This window comes from uncultured Shimia sp. (assembly GCF_913054185.1).
Lineage (GTDB): Bacteria > Pseudomonadota > Alphaproteobacteria > Rhodobacterales > Rhodobacteraceae > Shimia.
In genome coordinates, this window is the sequence record NZ_CAJXIV010000087.1 from 1 (window position 1) to 17,609 (window position 17,609).

The window sequence follows — 17,609 nt, forward strand, 5'->3', positions numbered from 1 at the left end:
CGAACCGCCCCCACGGGGCGGGCGCTTCGCTTCCTAGCCCCTCGGTTCGTGCGCGGTGATCGATAATCAAACGGGCTTCTAGACATACGCCTACGATTGCTTCCGACGCTCCGCTTGGCGCGCTTCATAGGCCTCCCAAACATGCAACCGCCCTTTTTGACGGGCATCAGCCAGCCATAGTTTTTTCCGAACGCCGTCCGGTTCCAAACTTGTGTAGGCCCCTTCAGAGAATTTTGGCCAGTCTAGCGCCAATCCTTGCTTGACCAGTTCTGCTGACAAATCTCGTCCATCCTCCAGAGTGCACTTCGCAACCGTTCGGCCGTATTCATCGTCGCCTGTTATCTCTGCATATACAGTTTTTCCTTTACACAGCGCCACCATGGCCCACTTAGCCTTTTGTCCATACGGGTGGTTCATTTCTGGTGCATCGACACCGAATAGGCGCACTTGCGTCTTTGAGATCGTCAAAGTGTCACCATCGACAACATAGGCCCGACCACTTATCAGTCTTGTTTGGCTTTCGGCCGTCGAAGACCCGGTCGCAGGCTTTTCGCTGGAAGCCCGCCCGCGATATTCTGACCTCAAAGAACGAGCCTGCAAATCTGAAACCGTCTTTGGCCTTCGATATACTTGAGAATTTGGGCGCGTGCGCCACACACGGTACGCGATCACCACTACCAACGTCAGTGCCAGAAAAATCAATATTTCCAAATCAAACTCCTCAAAACCGTACTCAGCCTTAGAAACCATATAGTTACCGTTCATCAAAGCGAAAGGCGGCTTCAAACACTATGCTCCCACCCAACCCACCTTGCGCCGCCCCCCCTTCATCCCCTACATAGTGCACAACAAACTAAGGGAGAGCGCACATGCGTCGCGTCGTCGTTACCGGACTGGGTATCGTATCCTCAATTGGCAACAATGCCGAAGAAGTCACCGCCTCACTGAAAGCGGGCAAATCCGGCATTTCCGCCAGCTCTGAAATGACCGAGCACGGCTTCCGCAGCCAGATCGCCGGTCACATCGACATTGACATCAAGGAGCAGGTCGACAAACGCACCCTGCGCTTCATGGGTCCCGGCGCGGCTTACGCCCATATCGCCATGCAGCAGGCGATTGCCGATGCAGGCCTGCCTGACGATCAAGTTGCAAACGAGCGCACCGGCCTTGTGGCCGGCTCCGGTGGTCCGTCCACCTCGGCCATGCTGGTCGCGCACCAAACAGTTGCCAAAACCGGCGCCACCAAGCGCATCGGGCCATTTGCCGTGCCAAAATGCATGAGCTCGACCATCTCCGCCAACCTGGCGACTGCCTTTAAAATCAAAGGCATCAACTACTCGATCACCTCGGCCTGCTCGACCTCCCTGCACTGCATCGGCAACGCTGCCGAACAGATCATGATGGGCAAGCAGGACGTAATGTTTGCGGGTGGTGGCGAAGAGCTCGACTGGACCCTCTCGTGTCTGTTTGATGCCATGGGCGCGATGAGCAGCAAATTTAACGACACCCCGGAAAAAGCCTCCCGCGCGTTTGATGAAAGCCGTGACGGCTTTGTGATTTCCGGCGGCGGCGGCATTGTGGTTCTGGAAGACCTCGAGCACGCGCTGGCCCGCGGTGCGAAAATCTACGCCGAAGTCACCGGCTTTGCCGCAACATCTGATGGCCACGACATGGTCGCGCCATCTGGTGAAGGCGGCGAGCGTGCCATGCGTCTGGCCACGGCCACACTGCCAGAAGACCGCAAGGTCAGCTACATCAACGCCCACGGCACCTCCACACCTGTTGGGGATGTTGGCGAAGTTGAAGCTGTGCGCCGCGTCTTTGGCGAAGGCACCACACCGCCAATCTCCTCCACCAAATCCATGACCGGCCACGCCCAAGGTGCCGCAGGTGCTTTGGAAGCGATCTTCTGCCTGCTGATGCTGGACGGGGACTTCATCACACCGTCGATCAACGTCGAGACCTTGGACCCAGCGATCAACCCAGGTGAAGTGGCCACGGATTTGGTCGAAAACGCCGGCCTGGACACGGTGATGACCAACAGCTTCGGTTTTGGCGGCACCAACGGCTCGATGCTACTGTCCAAGTACAAGGGCTAACAAGCTTTCAGAAATGCCCCCGCGTGGGGCATTTCGCATTTCTGGGACTAAGTCCGCGCTGCGTCTAGCTCCGCGCCAATGGCTTCCAATATCTCGGCAGCCCCACCAGAGCGCACCCGCGCCACGCCAGTGCCAGCCCACTGTGCACCAAAACCACCCTCGCCAGCTGCCTTTGCTGCCGCGTTGAGCGCCTTGCCTGCGTCATAGGTCACTGGATAATCCGGCACTTTGGCATGCAGGCTTTGACTCAACGTTATGAAATCATTGCGCATACAGCGTGCCGCCCGTCCGGATATGGAGGTGGTCAAAACTGGCGGCCCTTGCTCCGGATCTCGCAATGCAGCCCGAAAGGCGTCATCCGCCGCCGTTTCCGTGCAATCCAAAAACGCTGTGCCCAGCTGCGCCGCCGCAGCGCCCCGCGCCAAAGCCCGCGCCACATCACCCCCATCCATCAATCCACCAGCGGCAATCACCGGCACTTCACACGCCGCAACCAACCGTTCCACCAGCACCAAAGTTGACAGCGCCTCATCTTCCACATCCGGGTCAAACACCCCGCGATGGCCGCCGGCCTCAATGCCCTGTGCCACGATGGCATCTACACCAGCCGCAACGCAGGCCTGCGCCTCGTCCACCGTGGTGGCGCTGGCAAACACCAGATTGCCTGCCGCCTGCAGCTCGGCAATCCACGCTGTGTCCGGCAATCCAAAATGCAGGCTCACCACTCCCGGCGCTTCCTCAATCAGCATGTCACACATCGCTCGATCCACGACAAAACTGCGGTAAATCTCATGCAACGCTTCCGGTGGTTTTGCGCCAAATCGCGCAAACGTCGGCGCCAGTGCAGCCAGCCAATCCGCCTCCACGTCCGCATCCCGCAGCGCCGGTGCGTGGCAAAACACATTGGCATTTATCCGTCGGTCCGTCAGCGCCTGTGCTGCGCGCAACATCTCCTGCGCACCATCCACGCCTGCCGCGCCAAGACCCAGCGCGCCCAGCCCGCCGGCATTGCTGACCGCCGCCGCCATTTCCGGTGTCGACACCCCCGCCATCGGCGCCTGCAACAGCGGCCATTTCAATCCCAACACTGCAGTCAACTCCATGGAATTTCCTCCTTGCCCTCACGCTAGCGCAGCCCCGCAAAAAGAAAAGCCCGTCAAACTACGGGAACAAAATGAGCACATAACTCCTACAAAATTTCCAAGACAATCATATTGGTAACTTTTCCTCACCAATTCCGCACCTAAAATCAACCTTTTACCCGAGCCATTCCCAGAACGCATAGCTCACAGGCAATTTTGGCGCAGCTAAAGGCTTTGGAGATTGCGCAAGGGCCACAGTATAGACCCCTCAAGTTTTCTCGTTTTCATCAGTGTGGACCCTTTTACCAATGCCCATCCCCGCGATCATTCTGGCTGCCTCCGGCGTGGCGCTCTTGGTGATTTTAACCGCCAACGCTTTTACTGGCAGACCGTGGTTGCAACGGGCAGAACCCTATTTGGTGATCGTAAGCTTGGTCGTTGTCTTTGTTGCCTTGCAAAGCACAATAACCGACGGCGCAGAGAGCCCTCGCAACTTCCGCCCAAAATCCATTTTGCACGAATTTCAGTTCAGCCGGTATTGCGAAAGACGGCTGGGCGGAGAGGCGTCCTTCACAAACGATACAGCGTATTGCATGCGCCACGGCTTTGTCACTCATACGCAAACGCTGGGACACTAGCCCTGCCCGCAAAAAAGCCCGCCTAAAAGACGGGCTTCTCAATCTTCAAACCAACGTTGCGATCAGTTGATCGAGACCAGCTCAATCGCAAAGGTCAGGTCTTTACCTGCCAACATGTGGTTTGCGTCCAGTTTCACAATCTCATCGGAAATCTCGACAACCGTCACGGGCATAACCTGACCGGTAGGGGATTGCATCTGCAGCTGCAGGCCAATTTCGAGCGGGATTTCCGCAGGAATCTGCTCACGCGGCACTTCCTGAATGGCCTCTTCGTGACGGGGGCCATAAGCCTGATCCGCCGGGATTTCCGCCACTTTCTTGTCACCCACAGCCATGCCGTCCACTGCGGTGTCAAACCCTGGGATCACCTGACCCGAGCCAAGCGTAAACTCCAGCGGGTCACGGCCTTCGGAGCTGTCAAAAGTGGTGCCGTCATTCAAGGTGCCGGTGTAGTGGATGCGGACGGTATCGCCCGATTTTGCTGCGGTCATAAAATGTCTCATTTTTCAGCTTGCCCCGACCCTTCCAGCCGGCTTGATCGGCGCACCCTATAGGCCTCACGTCTATTTGTAAAACAGGCCTTTTCGCTTCGCTTCAAACCTGCCACTCTGCCCGCGAAACGGGAGGAAACCATGGCCATCACCACCTGCATTTTTGACGCGTACGGCACCCTTTTTGACGTGGCGGCTGCTGCCCGCGAAGCCGCCGCAGAGCCGGGTCGCGAGGCTTTTGCGCAGCACTGGCAACAAGTTGCAAATGACTGGCGTCTGAAACAGCTACAATACACCTGGCTGCGCGCTGTCGCCGATGCCCATTCCGATTTCTGGGAGGTCACCCAAAACGGCCTCGATTGGGCCCTGGAAGCCTCTGGTCTCGACGGCGACGCAGAGCTGCGCGAACGCCTCCTGGCACTCTACTGGGAGCTTTCCGCCTACCCCGAAGTCCCGGCCATGCTGGCCAAGCTGAAGGCCGCAGGTATGAACACCGGCATCCTGTCAAACGGCTCTCCGGACATGCTCAACGGCGCAGTTGCCTCCGCAGGTGTTCAAGACGTCCTTGACGACGTGCTCAGTGTCGAAGACGTGCAAATTTTCAAGCCCGCCGCTGTGGTTTACGATCTGGTTGGAAAACGCTTTGACTGCGCTAAAAGCGAAGTGCTCTTTGTGTCCTCCAACGGGTGGGACGCAGGCTGTGCCACCGGCTACGGTTTCACAACCGCGTGGGTGAACCGTGCGGGCGAGCCTGTCGATCGCCTTCCATGGACACCGCAGCATATCCTCACGGACCTCACCAGTATTCCCGACTTAGCGAGTTCTTAATGCCCCATTTCACCACCTCTGACGGCCTGTCGCTGTACTATGATGACACCGGCGGCTCCGGCCCGGTTGTGCTCTGCCTCTCCGGCTTGACCCGCAACGCCACCGATTTTGACTACGTGCGCCCCCACCTCAAAGACGCCCGCGTGATCCGCATGGACTATCGTGGACGCGGCCAATCAGACTGGGCCGAAGACTTCAGCACATATAGCCTCCCCCGAGAGGCTCAAGACGCGCTGGAGCTATTGGACCACTTGGGCCTTGAGAAAGCAGCAATCCTTGGCACCTCGCGTGGCGGCCTCATTGCCCTCACCCTGATGGACATGGCCCCCGACCGCATCACCGGGGTCTGTTTCAACGACGTTGGGCCGGTGATCGAAACCGTTGGGCTTGAAGTCATTCTTGTCTTTATCGGCCGCAACCCAATCTGGAGCACCCTTGCTGACGCCGCTGAGGCCCTCGCCACCCGCCTTCCCGGTTTTCACAACGTCCCCGACAGCCGATGGGCTGAGGAGGCCGTGCATCACTTTGTCAAAACCAACACAGGGTTGGAAATCAACTACGACCCCAAGCTGCGCAACGCGGTGTTGGCCGAGTTTGATCCCAAAGCCCCTGCAGGCGACATGTGGCCCCAATTCAACAAGCTCAAAGGTCGTCCACTTGCCGTGCTGCGCGGCGAAAACTCCGACATTCTCAGCCAAGAGACTTACACCGAGATGCAGTCCCGTGCGCCCATGCTTGCCGCCGAAGTCAAAGACCGCGCCCACGTGCCATTCCTCGATGAACCAGAAAGCCTGCACGTCCTGCACCAATGGATCGCCCAACTGCCCACCGGAGAGCCCGCATGAACATCGACATGATCCGCGCCGCCGCGCAACGCATCCAAGGCCACGCCCGCGTCACACCGATGCTCACCTCACCATTCTTGGATGAAATCGCCGGGCGCCGCGTCCTAGTGAAGGCGGAAAACCTGCAACACACCGGCTCTTTCAAATTCCGGGGCGGCTGGTCAGCGGTCTCCGCCATGGACGAAACCACCCGCAAACGCGGTGTGATCGCCTTCTCCTCCGGCAACCACGCACAAGGCGTCGCCGCTGCGGCCTCCGCGCATGGCGCGCCTTCGGTGATCATCATGCCGCAAAACGCACCCAAGCTAAAAATCGACAACACCCGCGCCCTCGGCGCCGAAGTGGTGCTCTATGACCGCGCTGGCGGCGAAAGCCGCGACGCCATAGGGGACAAAATAGCCAAAGATCGGGATTTGACCCTTGTCCGCCCTTATGACGAGCCACAGGTGATCGCCGGCCAAGGCACGGTTGGTCTTGAAATCGCAACCCAAGCCGCAAAGATGGGTGTAACGTCCGGTGACGTGATCGCCTGTTGCGGCGGCGGCGGCCTGACCTCCGGCATCGCGCTTGCGCTGGAGGCCGAGGCGCCCAACATGCGCGCGCGTCCTGCCGAGCCCGAAGGTTTTGACGACACCGCGCGCTCTTTGGAAACCGGCAGCATCCAGCGCAACGCCACAGAAACCGGCTCGATCTGCGACGCCATCATCACGCCCCAACCCGGCGACCTCACTTTCCCGATCCTGCAACGCTTGGTTGGTCCCGGCTTTGTTGTGAGTGAAGACGAGGTGCTGCAGGCCATGTCCCTCGCCTTCAAACGCCTGAAAATCGTCGCTGAGCCCGGCGGCGCCTGTGCTCTGGCCGCCGCGCTGTTTCACGGCGACAAAATCGAAGGCAACGCCGTGGTTGCCGTCTGCACTGGTGGCAACGTCGATGCCGATGTTTTTGCCGATGCTCTTAAAAGGTTCCCGTAAATGACCAACTTCACCATCGCATCCTTCAACGTGAAAAACCTGATTGGCCCGGATCAGGAGTACTACACCTACCAATCCTACACGCCTGAGGAACACGCCTGGAAAGAGGATTGGACCGCCAGTCAACTTTTCTCTATGGACGCCGACATCGTGGGCTTTCAGGAGATCTTTGACGAACCCTCCCTGCGTGCCGTGATCGCAGAGGCTGACCGTATTGGCGAAGAGTCCAACGCGGCCGTCATCCCCGACAAGTCCAAGCGCTACCACCGCAAGGCGATCTTCCGCAAACTGGGCTACACGCCCTATGGCGACGGCGGCTTGTTTGTTGCCCCCAACGTGAATGACACCGGCGAGCCAGGCCACCGTCGCCCCGGCGTGGCCATCCTCTCGCGCTACGGTTTTGCCGAGCCCCCCGAAATCATCCAAGACCTCGAAACACCCGTCGAAATCCCCTTCCAAGGTCTGGATGGCGACGAGTCCGGCGCCTTTGTGCTGCGCCGCACCTCCCGTCCAATCCTCAAAGCCCGTATCCCGGTTGGCGACCAAATCATCACTGTCTTCAACTGCCACCTCAAATCCAAACTGGGCGAATTCCCCCGCGATGCTGATGGCAAATCATCAGAATCCGATCTCACCAATTACGACCCACTTGGCCGCGCCATGGGCGCCATGCGCGCCGCCCTGCGCCGCATGGCCGAAGCCTGGGTGCTGCGCCGCGCCATTGTCGAAGAACTCAATCAAGGCCGCCCGGTCATGGTGCTGGGCGATTTCAACGACGGCGAACACGCGGTCAGCTCCGAAATCATCTCCGGCGAGGTGCCCTTCCGCAACTACAGCTGGATGCTGCGCCACGACGCCAAACACGCCAACGATCGGTACAAACGGGATGAGAACACAGCCATCCAAGAGGCCGTCACCTCCGTCCGCCTGACCTCCGCCGAGGCGCTTTTCACCCGCAAGTCCCTACGCGACATGGTCTACACCACGGCGTTTGGAGGGGTTTACGAAAGCATCGATCAAATCTATCTCAGCCAACACTTCCACCCGGACAACCCGGACCGCTTGGGCGACATGGAATACTTCAGCGTGCTCAACGACCATCTCACCGATGGCAGCCATTCTGAGGCGCCCTACAACAAACTCGCGTCTGACCACGGGCAAATCATGGCCCACATGCGCCTCAAAACAGACGAACAAGACTGACCATGCCAACTGCCACACTCAACCAGATCGAAACCCACTACCGCGACGAAGGTGACCCCAACGGCGCACCGGTGTTGTTTATCAACTCGCTGGGCACCACGCTGCATCTCTGGGATCCCATCCTGCCGCACCTGCCCGACGGGCTGCGCATCATCCGCTATGACATGCGCGGCCATGGCGAAACGGAGGTGCCGCCCGCCCCCTATTCGATGGGCACATTGGTTAAAGACGCCGAAGCGCTGCTGGAGCATTTTAACGTCAAAGACGCCTTGGTGGTCGGCCTCTCAATTGGTGGCATGGTCACCCAAGGCCTCGCGGTCAAACGCCTCGATCTGGTGCGCGCCATAGTGTTGTCCAACACCGCCGCGAAAATCGGCTCGCCCAAGATGTGGGAAGAACGTATCGACGCCCTGCGCACCAGAGGCCTGCCCGCCATGTCAGACGACATCATGATGCGCTGGTTCTCACGGGATTTCCAAACCCGCCCGGAGCTGTCCCATTGGAAAGCCATGCTGGAAAGCACGCCCGCCGAGGGCTACGCAGGCTGTTGTGCCGCCATCCAAGGCACCGACTTTTACACACCCACCTCCGGCCTGCGCCTGCCGACGCTTGGCATAGCTGGCTCGGAAGACGGCGCCACGCCCCCCGATCTGGTGCGCGAGACTGTCGAGCTGATCCCCGGCGCGCGTATGGAACTGCTGCGCCGCACCGGCCATCTGCCCTGCGTGGAAAACCCGGAAACCTACGCCGCGCTCCTCACGGACTTCATGAAAGAAACCGGCCATGTCTGACATTCTGCTTGTGCACGGTTCCTGCCATGGCGCGTGGTGCTATCGCGATCTCATCCCCGCGCTAGAAGCCTTGGGCCACACCGCCCGCGCCATCGATATGCCGTCACATGGCGCCGACACAACCCCAGTGGTTGACGTCACCCTGGACAGCTGCGCCCAATCCATCATCGACGCCCTTGGCACAGACACCGTCGTCTTGGGACACAGCTGGGGCGGCTTCCCGATCACCCGCGCCGCCGATCTTGCCCCCGGCCGCATCGCCCGCCTGATCCACCTTTGCGCCTATGTACCTTGGGACGGTTACTCTCTTGCCGACATGCGCCGCGCTGCCCCACGCCAACCATTGATGAAAGCGGTCCTGAAATCCGAGGACGGCGTCAGCTACACAATTGACCCCGCGCAGGTTCGCGACGCCTTCTACCATGACTGCCCCGAGGGTACCGCCGACTTCGCGCTCGCAAACCTCTCGCCGCAATCCATCGCCGCCCAAGAAACAAAAATCACACTCTCCGACGGCCACCAGCAAGCCCCGCGCAGCTACATCCGCTGCCTGGATGATCAAACCATCCCACCGGAGTTTCAGGTCACCATGACAGAAGACTGGCCAACCGCGGACGTTTATGAGATGCCCACAAGCCATTCTCCCTTTTTTGCCGATCCCACCGGCCTCGCTGCCCTGATTGATCGCATCCTGAAAGACTGACGATAGAAAGACCGCGCCCATGACCGCCTCCGTTTTTGACAGCCCGATGTTCACGAAACTTTACCCGGTGGGCGAAGCAGGCCGCCTGTTCACCCACAGCGCCGAAGTTCGCGCAGTGCTGCTGGTGCTTGGCACATTGGCTGAGGCGCAGGGCGCGCGTGGCGACATTCCACAGGACAGTGCTTACTTCATCCACCGAAGCGCGATGGAAGTGCAGATCGACCCGGCCGGATTGGCAAACAACTTGGCACAAGACGGCACATATATCCCAGGTTTGGTGGCCGCGTTTGAAAAGGCCATGGAAGCCCCCCCCCACAGCCAGCATCTGATGCACAACACCGATCCTCAGGACGTGGCCGATACCGCGTTGATGCTGCGCTTGCGCCAATTGCTTGTCCAAGCGGAAGCCTTGCTAAAATCGCTGCCGGAAACCACAGACACAAAAACACTACTGACCGACCTGCCGATGATCAAAAAATCATGTCTGCACGTCGCCTTTGTAGATGTGCCGGAAATTGGCGCTGAGCTCGCCGAGGCTCTGAAACTCGGCACACCGCAAGATCCGCGCGCGCCGATCCGTACCATCGCAAACTGGCTCACATTGGCCGGAGACACAGCAACAAAAACCGTGAATGCCTCCCAGGCCAATTCCGCACTCAGCGCACAGCTTCTTGGGCTCAACACGCTGTTTCAGGAAACCACAGACTCAGCCAGTGAGCCGCTCTACCTGCCGCAAATTGCGCTTAGTAGTCTGTCCCTGTTGCTCACGGCCTCCGCGACCTGAGCACATTCTGCCGTGACGGAAAGCTTGCAGCCCTTCTGAGGCCACGCCAGTTTGCACCCGACGCGCTGCCTATTGCAGCGTGCGCAATTTGCGTAAGCGCCCAAGTAATCAGTTGACCAACTTCCGTTTTCCTGCCCAAATACAACCATAGAGTTAAAGTCATTATGATGCGCAACCGCCTGCCAATATTTGTCATTCTGGCCACGGTGATGATTGATGCCATGGGCATTGGCCTGATCATCCCGGTGATGCCCGACCTCATTCAGGAGGTGGCTGGCGGCGATCTGGGCGCAGCGGCGGTTTGGGGCGGCATACTTGCAACCGTCTTTGCCTTCATGCAGTTCCTCTGCGGTCCACTTCTGGGCAACCTATCAGACCGCTTTGGCCGCCGTCCCGTACTGCTGGTGTCTTTGGCAGTTATGTCAGCCGATTATGTGATCATGGCCTTGGCCGATAACATCTGGATTTTGGTGATTGGCCGCATCGTGGCGGGGATCACCGCCGCCACCTACGCCACCGCCATGGCGTATATGGCCGATATGTCTGACGCTAAGGAAAAGGCCCGCGCCTTTGGCATGATTGGCGCTGCCATGGGCGTGGGCTTTGTCTTTGGCCCGGCGATGGGCGGGTTTATGGGCCAATACGGCACCCGTGCGCCGTTCTGGGCTGCTGCTGTTTTGGCCGGGGGAAATGCGATCCTTGGTTGGATGGTGCTCAAAGAAACCGTGACCGACGCCAACCGCCGCGCGTTTGAATGGCGTCGCTCCAATCCGCTGGGCGCGTTGCAAGCGCTTGGCAAATTGCCGTCGATGACCAACTTGCTGATTGTTTTCTTCTTTTACCAAATCGCAGCGGCGGTTTATCCGGCAATTTGGCCCTACTTCATCATCGAGCGCTTTGGCTGGGAAGAAGCCATGATCGGCCTCAGCCTCACGGCTTACGGTCTCTGCTTTGCCATTGTGCAGGCGACCCTGATTGGCCCGTTCACCAAATGGTTTGGCAACCGCCGCACGGTTGTGATTGGGCTTGGACTGGAAGTTGTGGCGCTGATCTATCTCGCAGTCATCTCCAACGGCATCCTCTTGTTTATCGGCATTCCCGTTGCCGCGCTCTCCTCGGTGGGCTTGCCGGCGCTGCAAAGCATCATGTCCCGCCGTGTCTCAGATGACGCCCAAGGCGAGCTGCAAGGCATCTCCGCCTCGCTCACCTCCTTGGCCCATATCGCGGCGCCTTTGGTGATGACACAGACTTTTGCCTATTTTTCCGACAAACACGCCATACTCTACCTGCCCGGCGCGCCATTCTTGCTCGCGGCTGGGCTGCTGGTGATTGCAATAGTGGTTTTTGCAAAGTCACGTCGCGCCACTTAGGCAAAAAACGACGCCCTGTGTCTGGATTGAACCGTCCACCCGTGCCTAAGCTGGCGCAAACTGGACGTGACACCAAACACAAGGGACTCCTCGCTCATGAGCACCATCAAAGCCGCCGTCTGCCATGAATTTGGCCAGCCCTTGACCGTCGAAGGCGTCACCCTACGCGCGCCGCAAATGGGCGAGATCGAGGTCAGCCTGTCTGCCGTGGCGATCTGCCACTCAGACATCTCTTTTGCCGACGGCGCTTGGGGCGGCAGCCTGCCGGCGGTCTACGGGCATGAAGCCGCCGGCCACATCACTTCCGTAGGTGACGGCGTGACCGGCCTGTCTGAAGGCGACCCTGTGATTGTCACGTTGATCCGCGCCTGCGGCACCTGCCCCACCTGTTCTGAGGGCAAACCGGTGATCTGCTCCACGCCCTATGACGGCGACAAAGGTCCGCTGACCACCGCCGACGGCGGTAAATTACACCAAGCCATGGCCTGCGGCGCGTTTGCGGAAAAGGTTGTGGTGGATCAGTCCCAAGTTGTGAAAATCTCCGAAGACATCCCAATGGAAGCTGCCAGCCTGATTGCCTGCGGCGTCATCACCGGCATTGGCGCAGTTGTGAACGCGGCTCAAATCCGCGCGGGTCAGGACGTGGTTGTCATCGGCGCTGGCGGCGTTGGCCTCAACGCCATCCAAGGTGCGCGCATCGCTGGCGCCCGCCGCATCGTCGCCGTGGACATGAGCGAAGAAAAACTCGCCATCGCCAAAGAGTTTGGTGCCACCGACGGTGTGCTCGCCACCGACAAAAAACCCTTCATCAAAGCCATGCGCGCCATGGGCCGTGGGGCGGACGCCGTGATTGTAACGGTTGGCGCGATCCCCGCCTATGACGAGGCCCCCCGCTACCTCGCGCCGGGCGGCAAAGTCATCATGGTGGGCATGCCGCATTCTGGCGCAAAATCTACTTACGAGCCGGTCATCCTCGCCGCCATCGGCCAGGGCATGCAAGGCTCCAAAATGGGTGACGTGGTGATCAAACGTGACATCCCTTGGATGGTCGACCTCTATAAGCAAGGCCGCCTCAAGCTGGACGAGCTGATCTCCGGCCGCTGGACCTTGGATCAAATCAACGAAGCCATTGCGGACACAAAGACGGGTAGCGCCAAACGCAATGTGATTGTATTTGACAGGTAACATCTCAATCCTGTCAGGAGGCGCCTAATGTTCCAACTCATGAGAGACCTGCTCAAGCCAGCAGCGCCCAAGCCCCTCCCACCTATGACGTCCCAGACCTCGATGAACTTCGCGTCCGACGAGGTCGCCCTCTTCCTCACCCAGCTGGCCAACAATCCGCGCCTGGATTTCCCGGAAGACATCGCAAAGGAAGTCCGTCGTAACCTCGCTGGAATGGCCGTGGAAGACACCCGTCGCTGGCGGGTCACTGGTGCAATTGACGATCAACCAATCCAAATGGAAATCGAAGCCTTCATGGATGACGTCGACGCCCCTGACCTCTATTTCTTCAGCACCCAAGGCGCGATCAGCGAAATCGAGCGTGAGCTGGAAGTCTTTGCCGAGGCGGAAGGCAACGCCTAACCCCGCTCCGGCCCTTCCGATCCATCCACCAAACACCCCGACAATTGCCGCCACTGCCGCCGCGACAGCCGCTCTTTGGCGCCAAGCAGCCAATAGGTCTCGTGGTGACGGAGTACTTCATCCGTCACCCGCAGCAACCGCCCGGCGTCCAACTCCGCCTGCACCAACGGCAAGGACGCCATCAAAATACCCTGCCCGGCCCGCGCCGCCGCCAAAGCTGCGCAAAAACTGTCAAACCGCAGATGGGAAACCGGCGTTGTTGCGGTGCCTGTCTCCGCACACCACCGCCGCCAACTTGGGCGTGGCCCTGACACCGACAGGCGCGGCAAGCTCTGCCACTCCCCTTGCGCCAACAAGTTCGGCGCCACCACCGGGCTCAACCGCTCCTCATACAGAGGCGCCGCATAAGCCACCGGCCAATCGCCACTGCCATAGCGAATGCGCACCGCCGCATCGTCTTTGGTATCCCCCGACGCCACCACCATTGTGCTCAGCGTGATCTGCGCCCCACTGACCTCCGCCAATTGCCCCAAACGCGGCACCAGCCATAGCTCATTGATCGAGCCGCTGGCCGAAATTGTGAGCCGATTGCGCGACACGCCAAACAGCGCCTCCGTGCTGTCGCGCAATCCCACCAGCGCCACCTGCACATGCGGCAGCCAAGCCTCGCCATCCGCCGTCAAAATGATCCGCCGCGCTTGGCGCACAAACAGCTGCGTCCCAAGCCGCGCTTCCAGATGTCCAATCCGCTGACTGATCGCTGATTGCGTCAAACTGGTTTCCTGCGCTGCTGCCGTAAAGCTGCCCAGCCGTGCCGCCGCCTCAAACGCCCGCACCCACTCCAGGGGCAGATGATCAAACCCAGTTTTATCCATTAGCAAAACTCCCTCTCAGGATGAAAAAGGATAATTTGAATTTATGCCTGCGCATCCCCAGTTTGTCGACAAGACATCTCAGCTTCCTTCAATCGCCCTCGCCCAACCCAAGGACATCTTATGACCCAGGTGCAGCTCTCTCCCGACAACCAAGTTCTCACCCTCACAACCGCGTCCGGCAGTCACCGCTTCCATGGCGTCTGGCTGCGCCACAACGCGCTGGATGCGGACACCCGCGATCCCGGTAATGGCCAGCGGCTGATCACCTTGGCCGACCTGCCTGACAACTGTGCTCTCGCCACTGCTGAAGCCTCCGACGGTTCGGTCGCAGTCACCTTTGCAAATGACAACAAAACTGTTTCCTACCCTACCGAGTGGCTCCTCTCCAACGCCTATGACCGCGCACAGGACGACACGCCGGGCCACTTGCCCGAGCACGCGGAAACTTGGGGCGAGGCGCTCAACGACAACGTGCCCACCGGCCACTACCCTGACCTCACCAACAATTCTGGTGCCAAACGTGACTGGCTCGCCGCCATCCGTCGCTATGGCTTTGCCAAAGTTTCCGGCTTGCCCACCGAATCCGGCGCCCTGTTCAAAGTGGTCGACCTCTTTGGCTTTGTGCGCGAGACCAACTACGGCCGCCATTTTGAAGTTCGCACAGAGGTCAATCCAACCAACCTCGCCTTCACCGGCCTTGGGCTGCAAGCCCACACCGACAACCCCTACCGCGATCCGGTGCCAACCCTGCAAATCCTCTCTTGCCTCGAAAATTCCGCTGAAGGTGGCGACAACATGGTGGTCGATGGCTTTGCCGCCGCGCTGAAACTGCGCGCGCAAAACCCCGAAGGCTTTGCACTTTTGCACAGCTATTCGGCCCGTTTCGAATACGCAGGTGAAGCAGGTGTGAAACTCACCTCCCGCCGTCCGGTGATTGGCCTCACCCCCGAAGGCACCATGCAAAATATCCGCTTCAATGCCCGTTCCGCCGCCGCACCGGTCGACGTGCCCTTTGACAAAATGCCCGCCTACTATGCCGCGATGCGCCAACTCTCTGACATCATCGATGATCCAGCCTCGGAGGTCCGTTTCAAACTGGCCCCCGGTGAAGCGTTCATCGTCGACAACACCCGTGTTCTACACGCCCGCAAAGGCTACTCCGGCGCTGGCAAACGTTGGCTGCAAGGCTGCTACGCTGACAAAGACGGGCTGCTCTCCACTTTGGCCGCGCTGGAGGCAGGCGCATGACAAAACCAGATTTCACAACATTGGCCCAAGACAACATCGTCGCCTTCTTGGGCGACATCTTTGATCGGCGCGGCGGCGAGGAATACCTCGGCGAGCCGGTCACCATGGCCGAGCATATGTTACAAGGCGCCACGATTGCTGAGCAAAACGACATGCCCGAAGACGTGATTGTCTCCGCCCTGCTGCATGACATTGGCCACTTCACCTCCGAGTTTGGCACGTACCATCCCGACGACACCGAAGACCGCCACCACGAAGACGCCGGCGCCGAAGTGCTTGCGCCGTTTTTCCCAACCATAGTCACCGACTGCGTGCTCTACCATGTGGCCGCCAAACGCTACCTTTGCGCCACCAAACCGGAATACTTCAAACGCCTCTCTGCCGCCTCCGTGCACACCTTGGAACTACAAGGCGGCCCAATGTCAGCAGACGAAGTCACCACTTTTGAAGCCAATCCAAATCTGGAGAAGATCATTCAGGTGCGCTATCTGGATGAGGCCGGTAAACGCGCCGATATGGTCACGCCCGACTATTGGCATTTTGCGCCAATGGTGCAGCGTGTGGTGGATGCACATCTTAACATGTCTTCAGATTAACAAACCCACAGCGCAAATACGCACCACCGCAAAACAGTCGTGATACAGACAAAATACCGACGTTGATTTTGCGGTCAAAAAGGCCCCTTACTTCATCGAACGCTGTTGTAAGGAACACACCGATGAAGCTCACCGATCTGGATATCATCGTCACCGCGCCCCCCGCCCCCGGTTGGGGCGGGCGCTACTGGATTCTGGTGAAACTTCAAACGGATACCGGCATCACCGGCTGGGGTGAGTGTTACGCCTCCTCCATTGGCCCTGACGCCATGGAAGCGGTGATACGCGACGTGTTTGACCGGTATTTTGAGGGCGAAAACCCTGAAAACATTGAACGAATGTTTCGCCGCACCTATTCGTCCGGCTTCACGCAACGCCCCGATTTAACGGTTATGGGGGCTTTCTCAGGCCTGGAAATTGCCTGCTGGGACATCTTGGGCAAAGACCGAGACCGCCCCGTCTATGCGCTTCTGGGCGGTTTAATGAACGAACGCCTGCGCGCCTACACCTACCTCTACCCCCTTGATCATCATGACCTTTCCGAGTTCTGGACCTCGCCGGAAATGGCCGCTGAAAGCGCTCTTGCTGCCGTTGAAAAAGGCTATACGGCAGTGAAATTCGACCCCGCCGGCCCCTACACCATGCGCGGCGGCCACATGCCCGCGATAAGCGACATCTCCATGTCCGTCGCCTTCTGTGCTGCCATCCGAGAAGCCGTTGGAAACAAAGCGGATTTGCTGTTTGGAACCCATGGTCAATTCACCACTGCAGGTGCCATTCGATTGGGTCAAGCTTTGGAGCCCTACAGCCCGCTCTGGTACGAAGAACCCACCCCGCCGGACAACATCGAAGACATGGCGCGCGTTGCCAGAAACGTAAGGATTCCAGTGGCTACCGGCGAGCGCATGACCACCAAATCCGAATTTGCCACCGTCCTGCGCGCCGGTGCCGCCGAAATCCTGCAACCGGCCTTGGGGCGCGCGGGCGGCATCTGGGAAATGAAAAAAGTCGCGGCAATTGCAGAGTGTTACAACGCTCAAATCGCCCCGCACCTCTACGCCGGCCCCATCGAGTGGGCCGCCAACATCCACCTCGCGGCCTCCATTCCCAATCTGCTGATGATCGAAACCATCGAGACCGAATACCACGACGCCCTGATCAGTTCTTCGCTCAAAATTGAAAACGGCTTTGTCACCCCACCAACAGCCCCAGGCCTCGGCATAGAGGTCAACGAAGCCCTTGCCAGGCAACACAAATTTGACGGAGATGGCCTGCACCTGCAAATGCAGGACGCCCCTTGTGACTACGTGAACGGCAATTCTTTTGCTGGTGGCGCCCCCCTAAAATCGTAAGACATCTCGAAAACCGGGGCAGTCGATGTTATATGAGGCGCAGTCAGGAGTAACTGGGTCCAATATCGTGAATATCCAAACCCCGCCACCGCCACCCTCCGAGATGGAGAAAAACGCCGAAACCGCAGCGGCTTACCTTAAAACGC

Annotated in this window: 18 protein-coding genes; 14 read left to right on the top strand and 4 right to left on the bottom strand. The window is 59.2% G+C overall.

Annotated features, from left to right (window positions below):
- Positions 1-90 precede the first annotated feature (90 nt).
- The gene (locus QZ517_RS15755) at positions 91-786 is read right to left on the bottom strand and encodes a thermonuclease family protein (RefSeq protein WP_294228484.1); all 696 of its coding nucleotides are present in this window, start codon (positions 784-786) and stop codon (positions 91-93) included.
- Positions 787-869: 83 nt separating this feature from the next.
- Between QZ517_RS15755 and fabB the strand changes: the two genes are divergently transcribed.
- Positions 870-2,099 (top strand): beta-ketoacyl-ACP synthase I, encoded by a 1,230-nt coding sequence (fabB, locus tag QZ517_RS15760; RefSeq protein WP_294228486.1) that lies wholly within the window; start codon positions 870-872, stop codon positions 2,097-2,099.
- Between the two features lie 47 nt (positions 2,100-2,146).
- Here the strand turns inward: fabB and QZ517_RS15765 are convergent, their stop codons facing one another.
- Positions 2,147-3,202, bottom strand: coding sequence for a nitronate monooxygenase (locus QZ517_RS15765; protein WP_294228487.1), 1,056 nt, complete (start codon positions 3,200-3,202; stop codon positions 2,147-2,149).
- 679 nt (positions 3,203-3,881) lie between these two features.
- Entirely contained in the window at positions 3,882-4,310 is a 429-nt protein-coding gene (locus tag QZ517_RS15770; RefSeq protein ID WP_294228488.1) for a peptidylprolyl isomerase, read from the bottom strand.
- Between the two features lie 141 nt (positions 4,311-4,451).
- Here QZ517_RS15770 and QZ517_RS15775 point away from each other — a divergent pair, with 141 nt between their 5' ends.
- The 10 genes from QZ517_RS15775 to QZ517_RS15820 all read left to right on the top strand — a co-directional run bounded on the left by QZ517_RS15775 (position 4,452) and on the right by QZ517_RS15820 (position 13,392).
- Positions 4,452-5,138 carry a haloacid dehalogenase type II gene (locus QZ517_RS15775; RefSeq protein ID WP_294228489.1) on the top strand — a complete coding sequence of 229 codons (687 nt, stop codon included), beginning with the start codon at positions 4,452-4,454 and terminating at the stop codon, positions 5,136-5,138.
- Positions 5,138-5,983: an alpha/beta hydrolase gene (locus QZ517_RS15780; RefSeq protein ID WP_294228490.1), complete on the top strand. Its 846-nt coding sequence runs from the start codon at positions 5,138-5,140 to the stop codon at positions 5,981-5,983. Before QZ517_RS15775 ends, QZ517_RS15780 begins: the two co-directional genes overlap by 1 nt.
- Complete coding sequence (locus QZ517_RS15785) at positions 5,980-6,954, top strand: threonine/serine dehydratase (protein WP_294228491.1); 975 nt, start codon at positions 5,980-5,982, stop codon at positions 6,952-6,954. Before QZ517_RS15780 ends, QZ517_RS15785 begins: the two co-directional genes overlap by 4 nt.
- Positions 6,955-8,157 carry an endonuclease/exonuclease/phosphatase family protein gene (locus QZ517_RS15790; RefSeq protein ID WP_294228492.1) on the top strand — a complete coding sequence of 401 codons (1,203 nt, stop codon included), beginning with the start codon at positions 6,955-6,957 and terminating at the stop codon, positions 8,155-8,157.
- Between the two features lie 2 nt (positions 8,158-8,159).
- A complete protein-coding gene (gene pcaD, locus QZ517_RS15795) occupies positions 8,160-8,948 on the top strand; it encodes a 3-oxoadipate enol-lactonase (protein WP_294228493.1) in 789 nt (262 codons plus the stop codon).
- Positions 8,941-9,651: an alpha/beta fold hydrolase gene (locus QZ517_RS15800; RefSeq protein WP_294228494.1), complete on the top strand. Its 711-nt coding sequence runs from the start codon at positions 8,941-8,943 to the stop codon at positions 9,649-9,651. Before pcaD ends, QZ517_RS15800 begins: the two co-directional genes overlap by 8 nt.
- A gap of 19 nt (positions 9,652-9,670) precedes the next feature.
- Positions 9,671-10,435, top strand: a complete 765-nt coding sequence (locus QZ517_RS15805; RefSeq protein WP_294228496.1) for a hypothetical protein — start codon at positions 9,671-9,673, stop codon at positions 10,433-10,435.
- Positions 10,436-10,602: 167 nt separating this feature from the next.
- Complete coding sequence (locus QZ517_RS15810; RefSeq protein WP_294228503.1) at positions 10,603-11,805, top strand: TCR/Tet family MFS transporter; 1,203 nt, start codon at positions 10,603-10,605, stop codon at positions 11,803-11,805.
- Positions 11,806-11,901: 96 nt separating this feature from the next.
- Positions 11,902-12,990 carry a Zn-dependent alcohol dehydrogenase gene (locus QZ517_RS15815; RefSeq protein WP_294228497.1) on the top strand — a complete coding sequence of 363 codons (1,089 nt, stop codon included), beginning with the start codon at positions 11,902-11,904 and terminating at the stop codon, positions 12,988-12,990.
- Positions 12,991-13,017: 27 nt separating this feature from the next.
- The gene (locus QZ517_RS15820; protein ID WP_294228498.1) at positions 13,018-13,392 is read left to right on the top strand and encodes a hypothetical protein; all 375 of its coding nucleotides are present in this window, start codon (positions 13,018-13,020) and stop codon (positions 13,390-13,392) included.
- Here the strand turns inward: QZ517_RS15820 and QZ517_RS15825 are convergent.
- Positions 13,389-14,267: a LysR family transcriptional regulator gene (locus QZ517_RS15825; protein ID WP_294228499.1), complete on the bottom strand. Its 879-nt coding sequence runs from the start codon at positions 14,265-14,267 to the stop codon at positions 13,389-13,391. The two genes, QZ517_RS15820 and QZ517_RS15825, sit on opposite strands and share 4 nt — an antisense overlap.
- Before the next feature lie 120 nt (positions 14,268-14,387).
- On the opposite strand from QZ517_RS15825, the gene QZ517_RS15830 reads away from it, so the two are divergent.
- The 3 genes from QZ517_RS15830 (at position 14,388) to QZ517_RS15840 (ending at position 17,463) form a co-directional block, all read left to right on the top strand.
- Positions 14,388-15,515: a TauD/TfdA family dioxygenase gene (locus tag QZ517_RS15830; RefSeq protein WP_294228500.1), complete on the top strand. Its 1,128-nt coding sequence runs from the start codon at positions 14,388-14,390 to the stop codon at positions 15,513-15,515.
- Complete coding sequence (locus QZ517_RS15835) at positions 15,512-16,111, top strand: HD domain-containing protein (protein ID WP_294228501.1); 600 nt, start codon at positions 15,512-15,514, stop codon at positions 16,109-16,111. Before QZ517_RS15830 ends, QZ517_RS15835 begins: the two co-directional genes overlap by 4 nt.
- A 122-nt stretch (positions 16,112-16,233) precedes the next feature.
- Entirely contained in the window at positions 16,234-17,463 is a 1,230-nt protein-coding gene (locus QZ517_RS15840; protein WP_294228502.1) for a mandelate racemase/muconate lactonizing enzyme family protein, read from the top strand.
- The last annotated feature ends 146 nt before the right edge of the window (positions 17,464-17,609 follow it).

Coding starts and splice junctions, on each gene's coding strand:
- QZ517_RS15840 (WP_294228502.1), top strand. CDS start 16,234: ATGAAGCTCACCGATCTGGATATCATCGTCACCGCGCCCCCCGCCCCC.
- QZ517_RS15785 (WP_294228491.1), top strand. CDS start 5,980: ATGAACATCGACATGATCCGCGCCGCCGCGCAACGCATCCAAGGCCAC.
- QZ517_RS15825 (WP_294228499.1), bottom strand. CDS start 14,267: ATGGATAAAACTGGGTTTGATCATCTGCCCCTGGAGTGGGTGCGGGCG.
- QZ517_RS15790 (WP_294228492.1), top strand. CDS start 6,955: ATGACCAACTTCACCATCGCATCCTTCAACGTGAAAAACCTGATTGGC.
- QZ517_RS15815 (WP_294228497.1), top strand. CDS start 11,902: ATGAGCACCATCAAAGCCGCCGTCTGCCATGAATTTGGCCAGCCCTTG.
- QZ517_RS15830 (WP_294228500.1), top strand. CDS start 14,388: ATGACCCAGGTGCAGCTCTCTCCCGACAACCAAGTTCTCACCCTCACA.
- pcaD (WP_294228493.1), top strand. CDS start 8,160: ATGCCAACTGCCACACTCAACCAGATCGAAACCCACTACCGCGACGAA.
- QZ517_RS15820 (WP_294228498.1), top strand. CDS start 13,018: ATGTTCCAACTCATGAGAGACCTGCTCAAGCCAGCAGCGCCCAAGCCC.
- QZ517_RS15805 (WP_294228496.1), top strand. CDS start 9,671: ATGACCGCCTCCGTTTTTGACAGCCCGATGTTCACGAAACTTTACCCG.
- QZ517_RS15835 (WP_294228501.1), top strand. CDS start 15,512: ATGACAAAACCAGATTTCACAACATTGGCCCAAGACAACATCGTCGCC.
- QZ517_RS15775 (WP_294228489.1), top strand. CDS start 4,452: ATGGCCATCACCACCTGCATTTTTGACGCGTACGGCACCCTTTTTGAC.
- QZ517_RS15810 (WP_294228503.1), top strand. CDS start 10,603: ATGCGCAACCGCCTGCCAATATTTGTCATTCTGGCCACGGTGATGATT.
- QZ517_RS15765 (WP_294228487.1), bottom strand. CDS start 3,202: ATGGAGTTGACTGCAGTGTTGGGATTGAAATGGCCGCTGTTGCAGGCG.
- QZ517_RS15800 (WP_294228494.1), top strand. CDS start 8,941: ATGTCTGACATTCTGCTTGTGCACGGTTCCTGCCATGGCGCGTGGTGC.
- QZ517_RS15780 (WP_294228490.1), top strand. CDS start 5,138: ATGCCCCATTTCACCACCTCTGACGGCCTGTCGCTGTACTATGATGAC.
- fabB (WP_294228486.1), top strand. CDS start 870: ATGCGTCGCGTCGTCGTTACCGGACTGGGTATCGTATCCTCAATTGGC.
- QZ517_RS15770 (WP_294228488.1), bottom strand. CDS start 4,310: ATGACCGCAGCAAAATCGGGCGATACCGTCCGCATCCACTACACCGGC.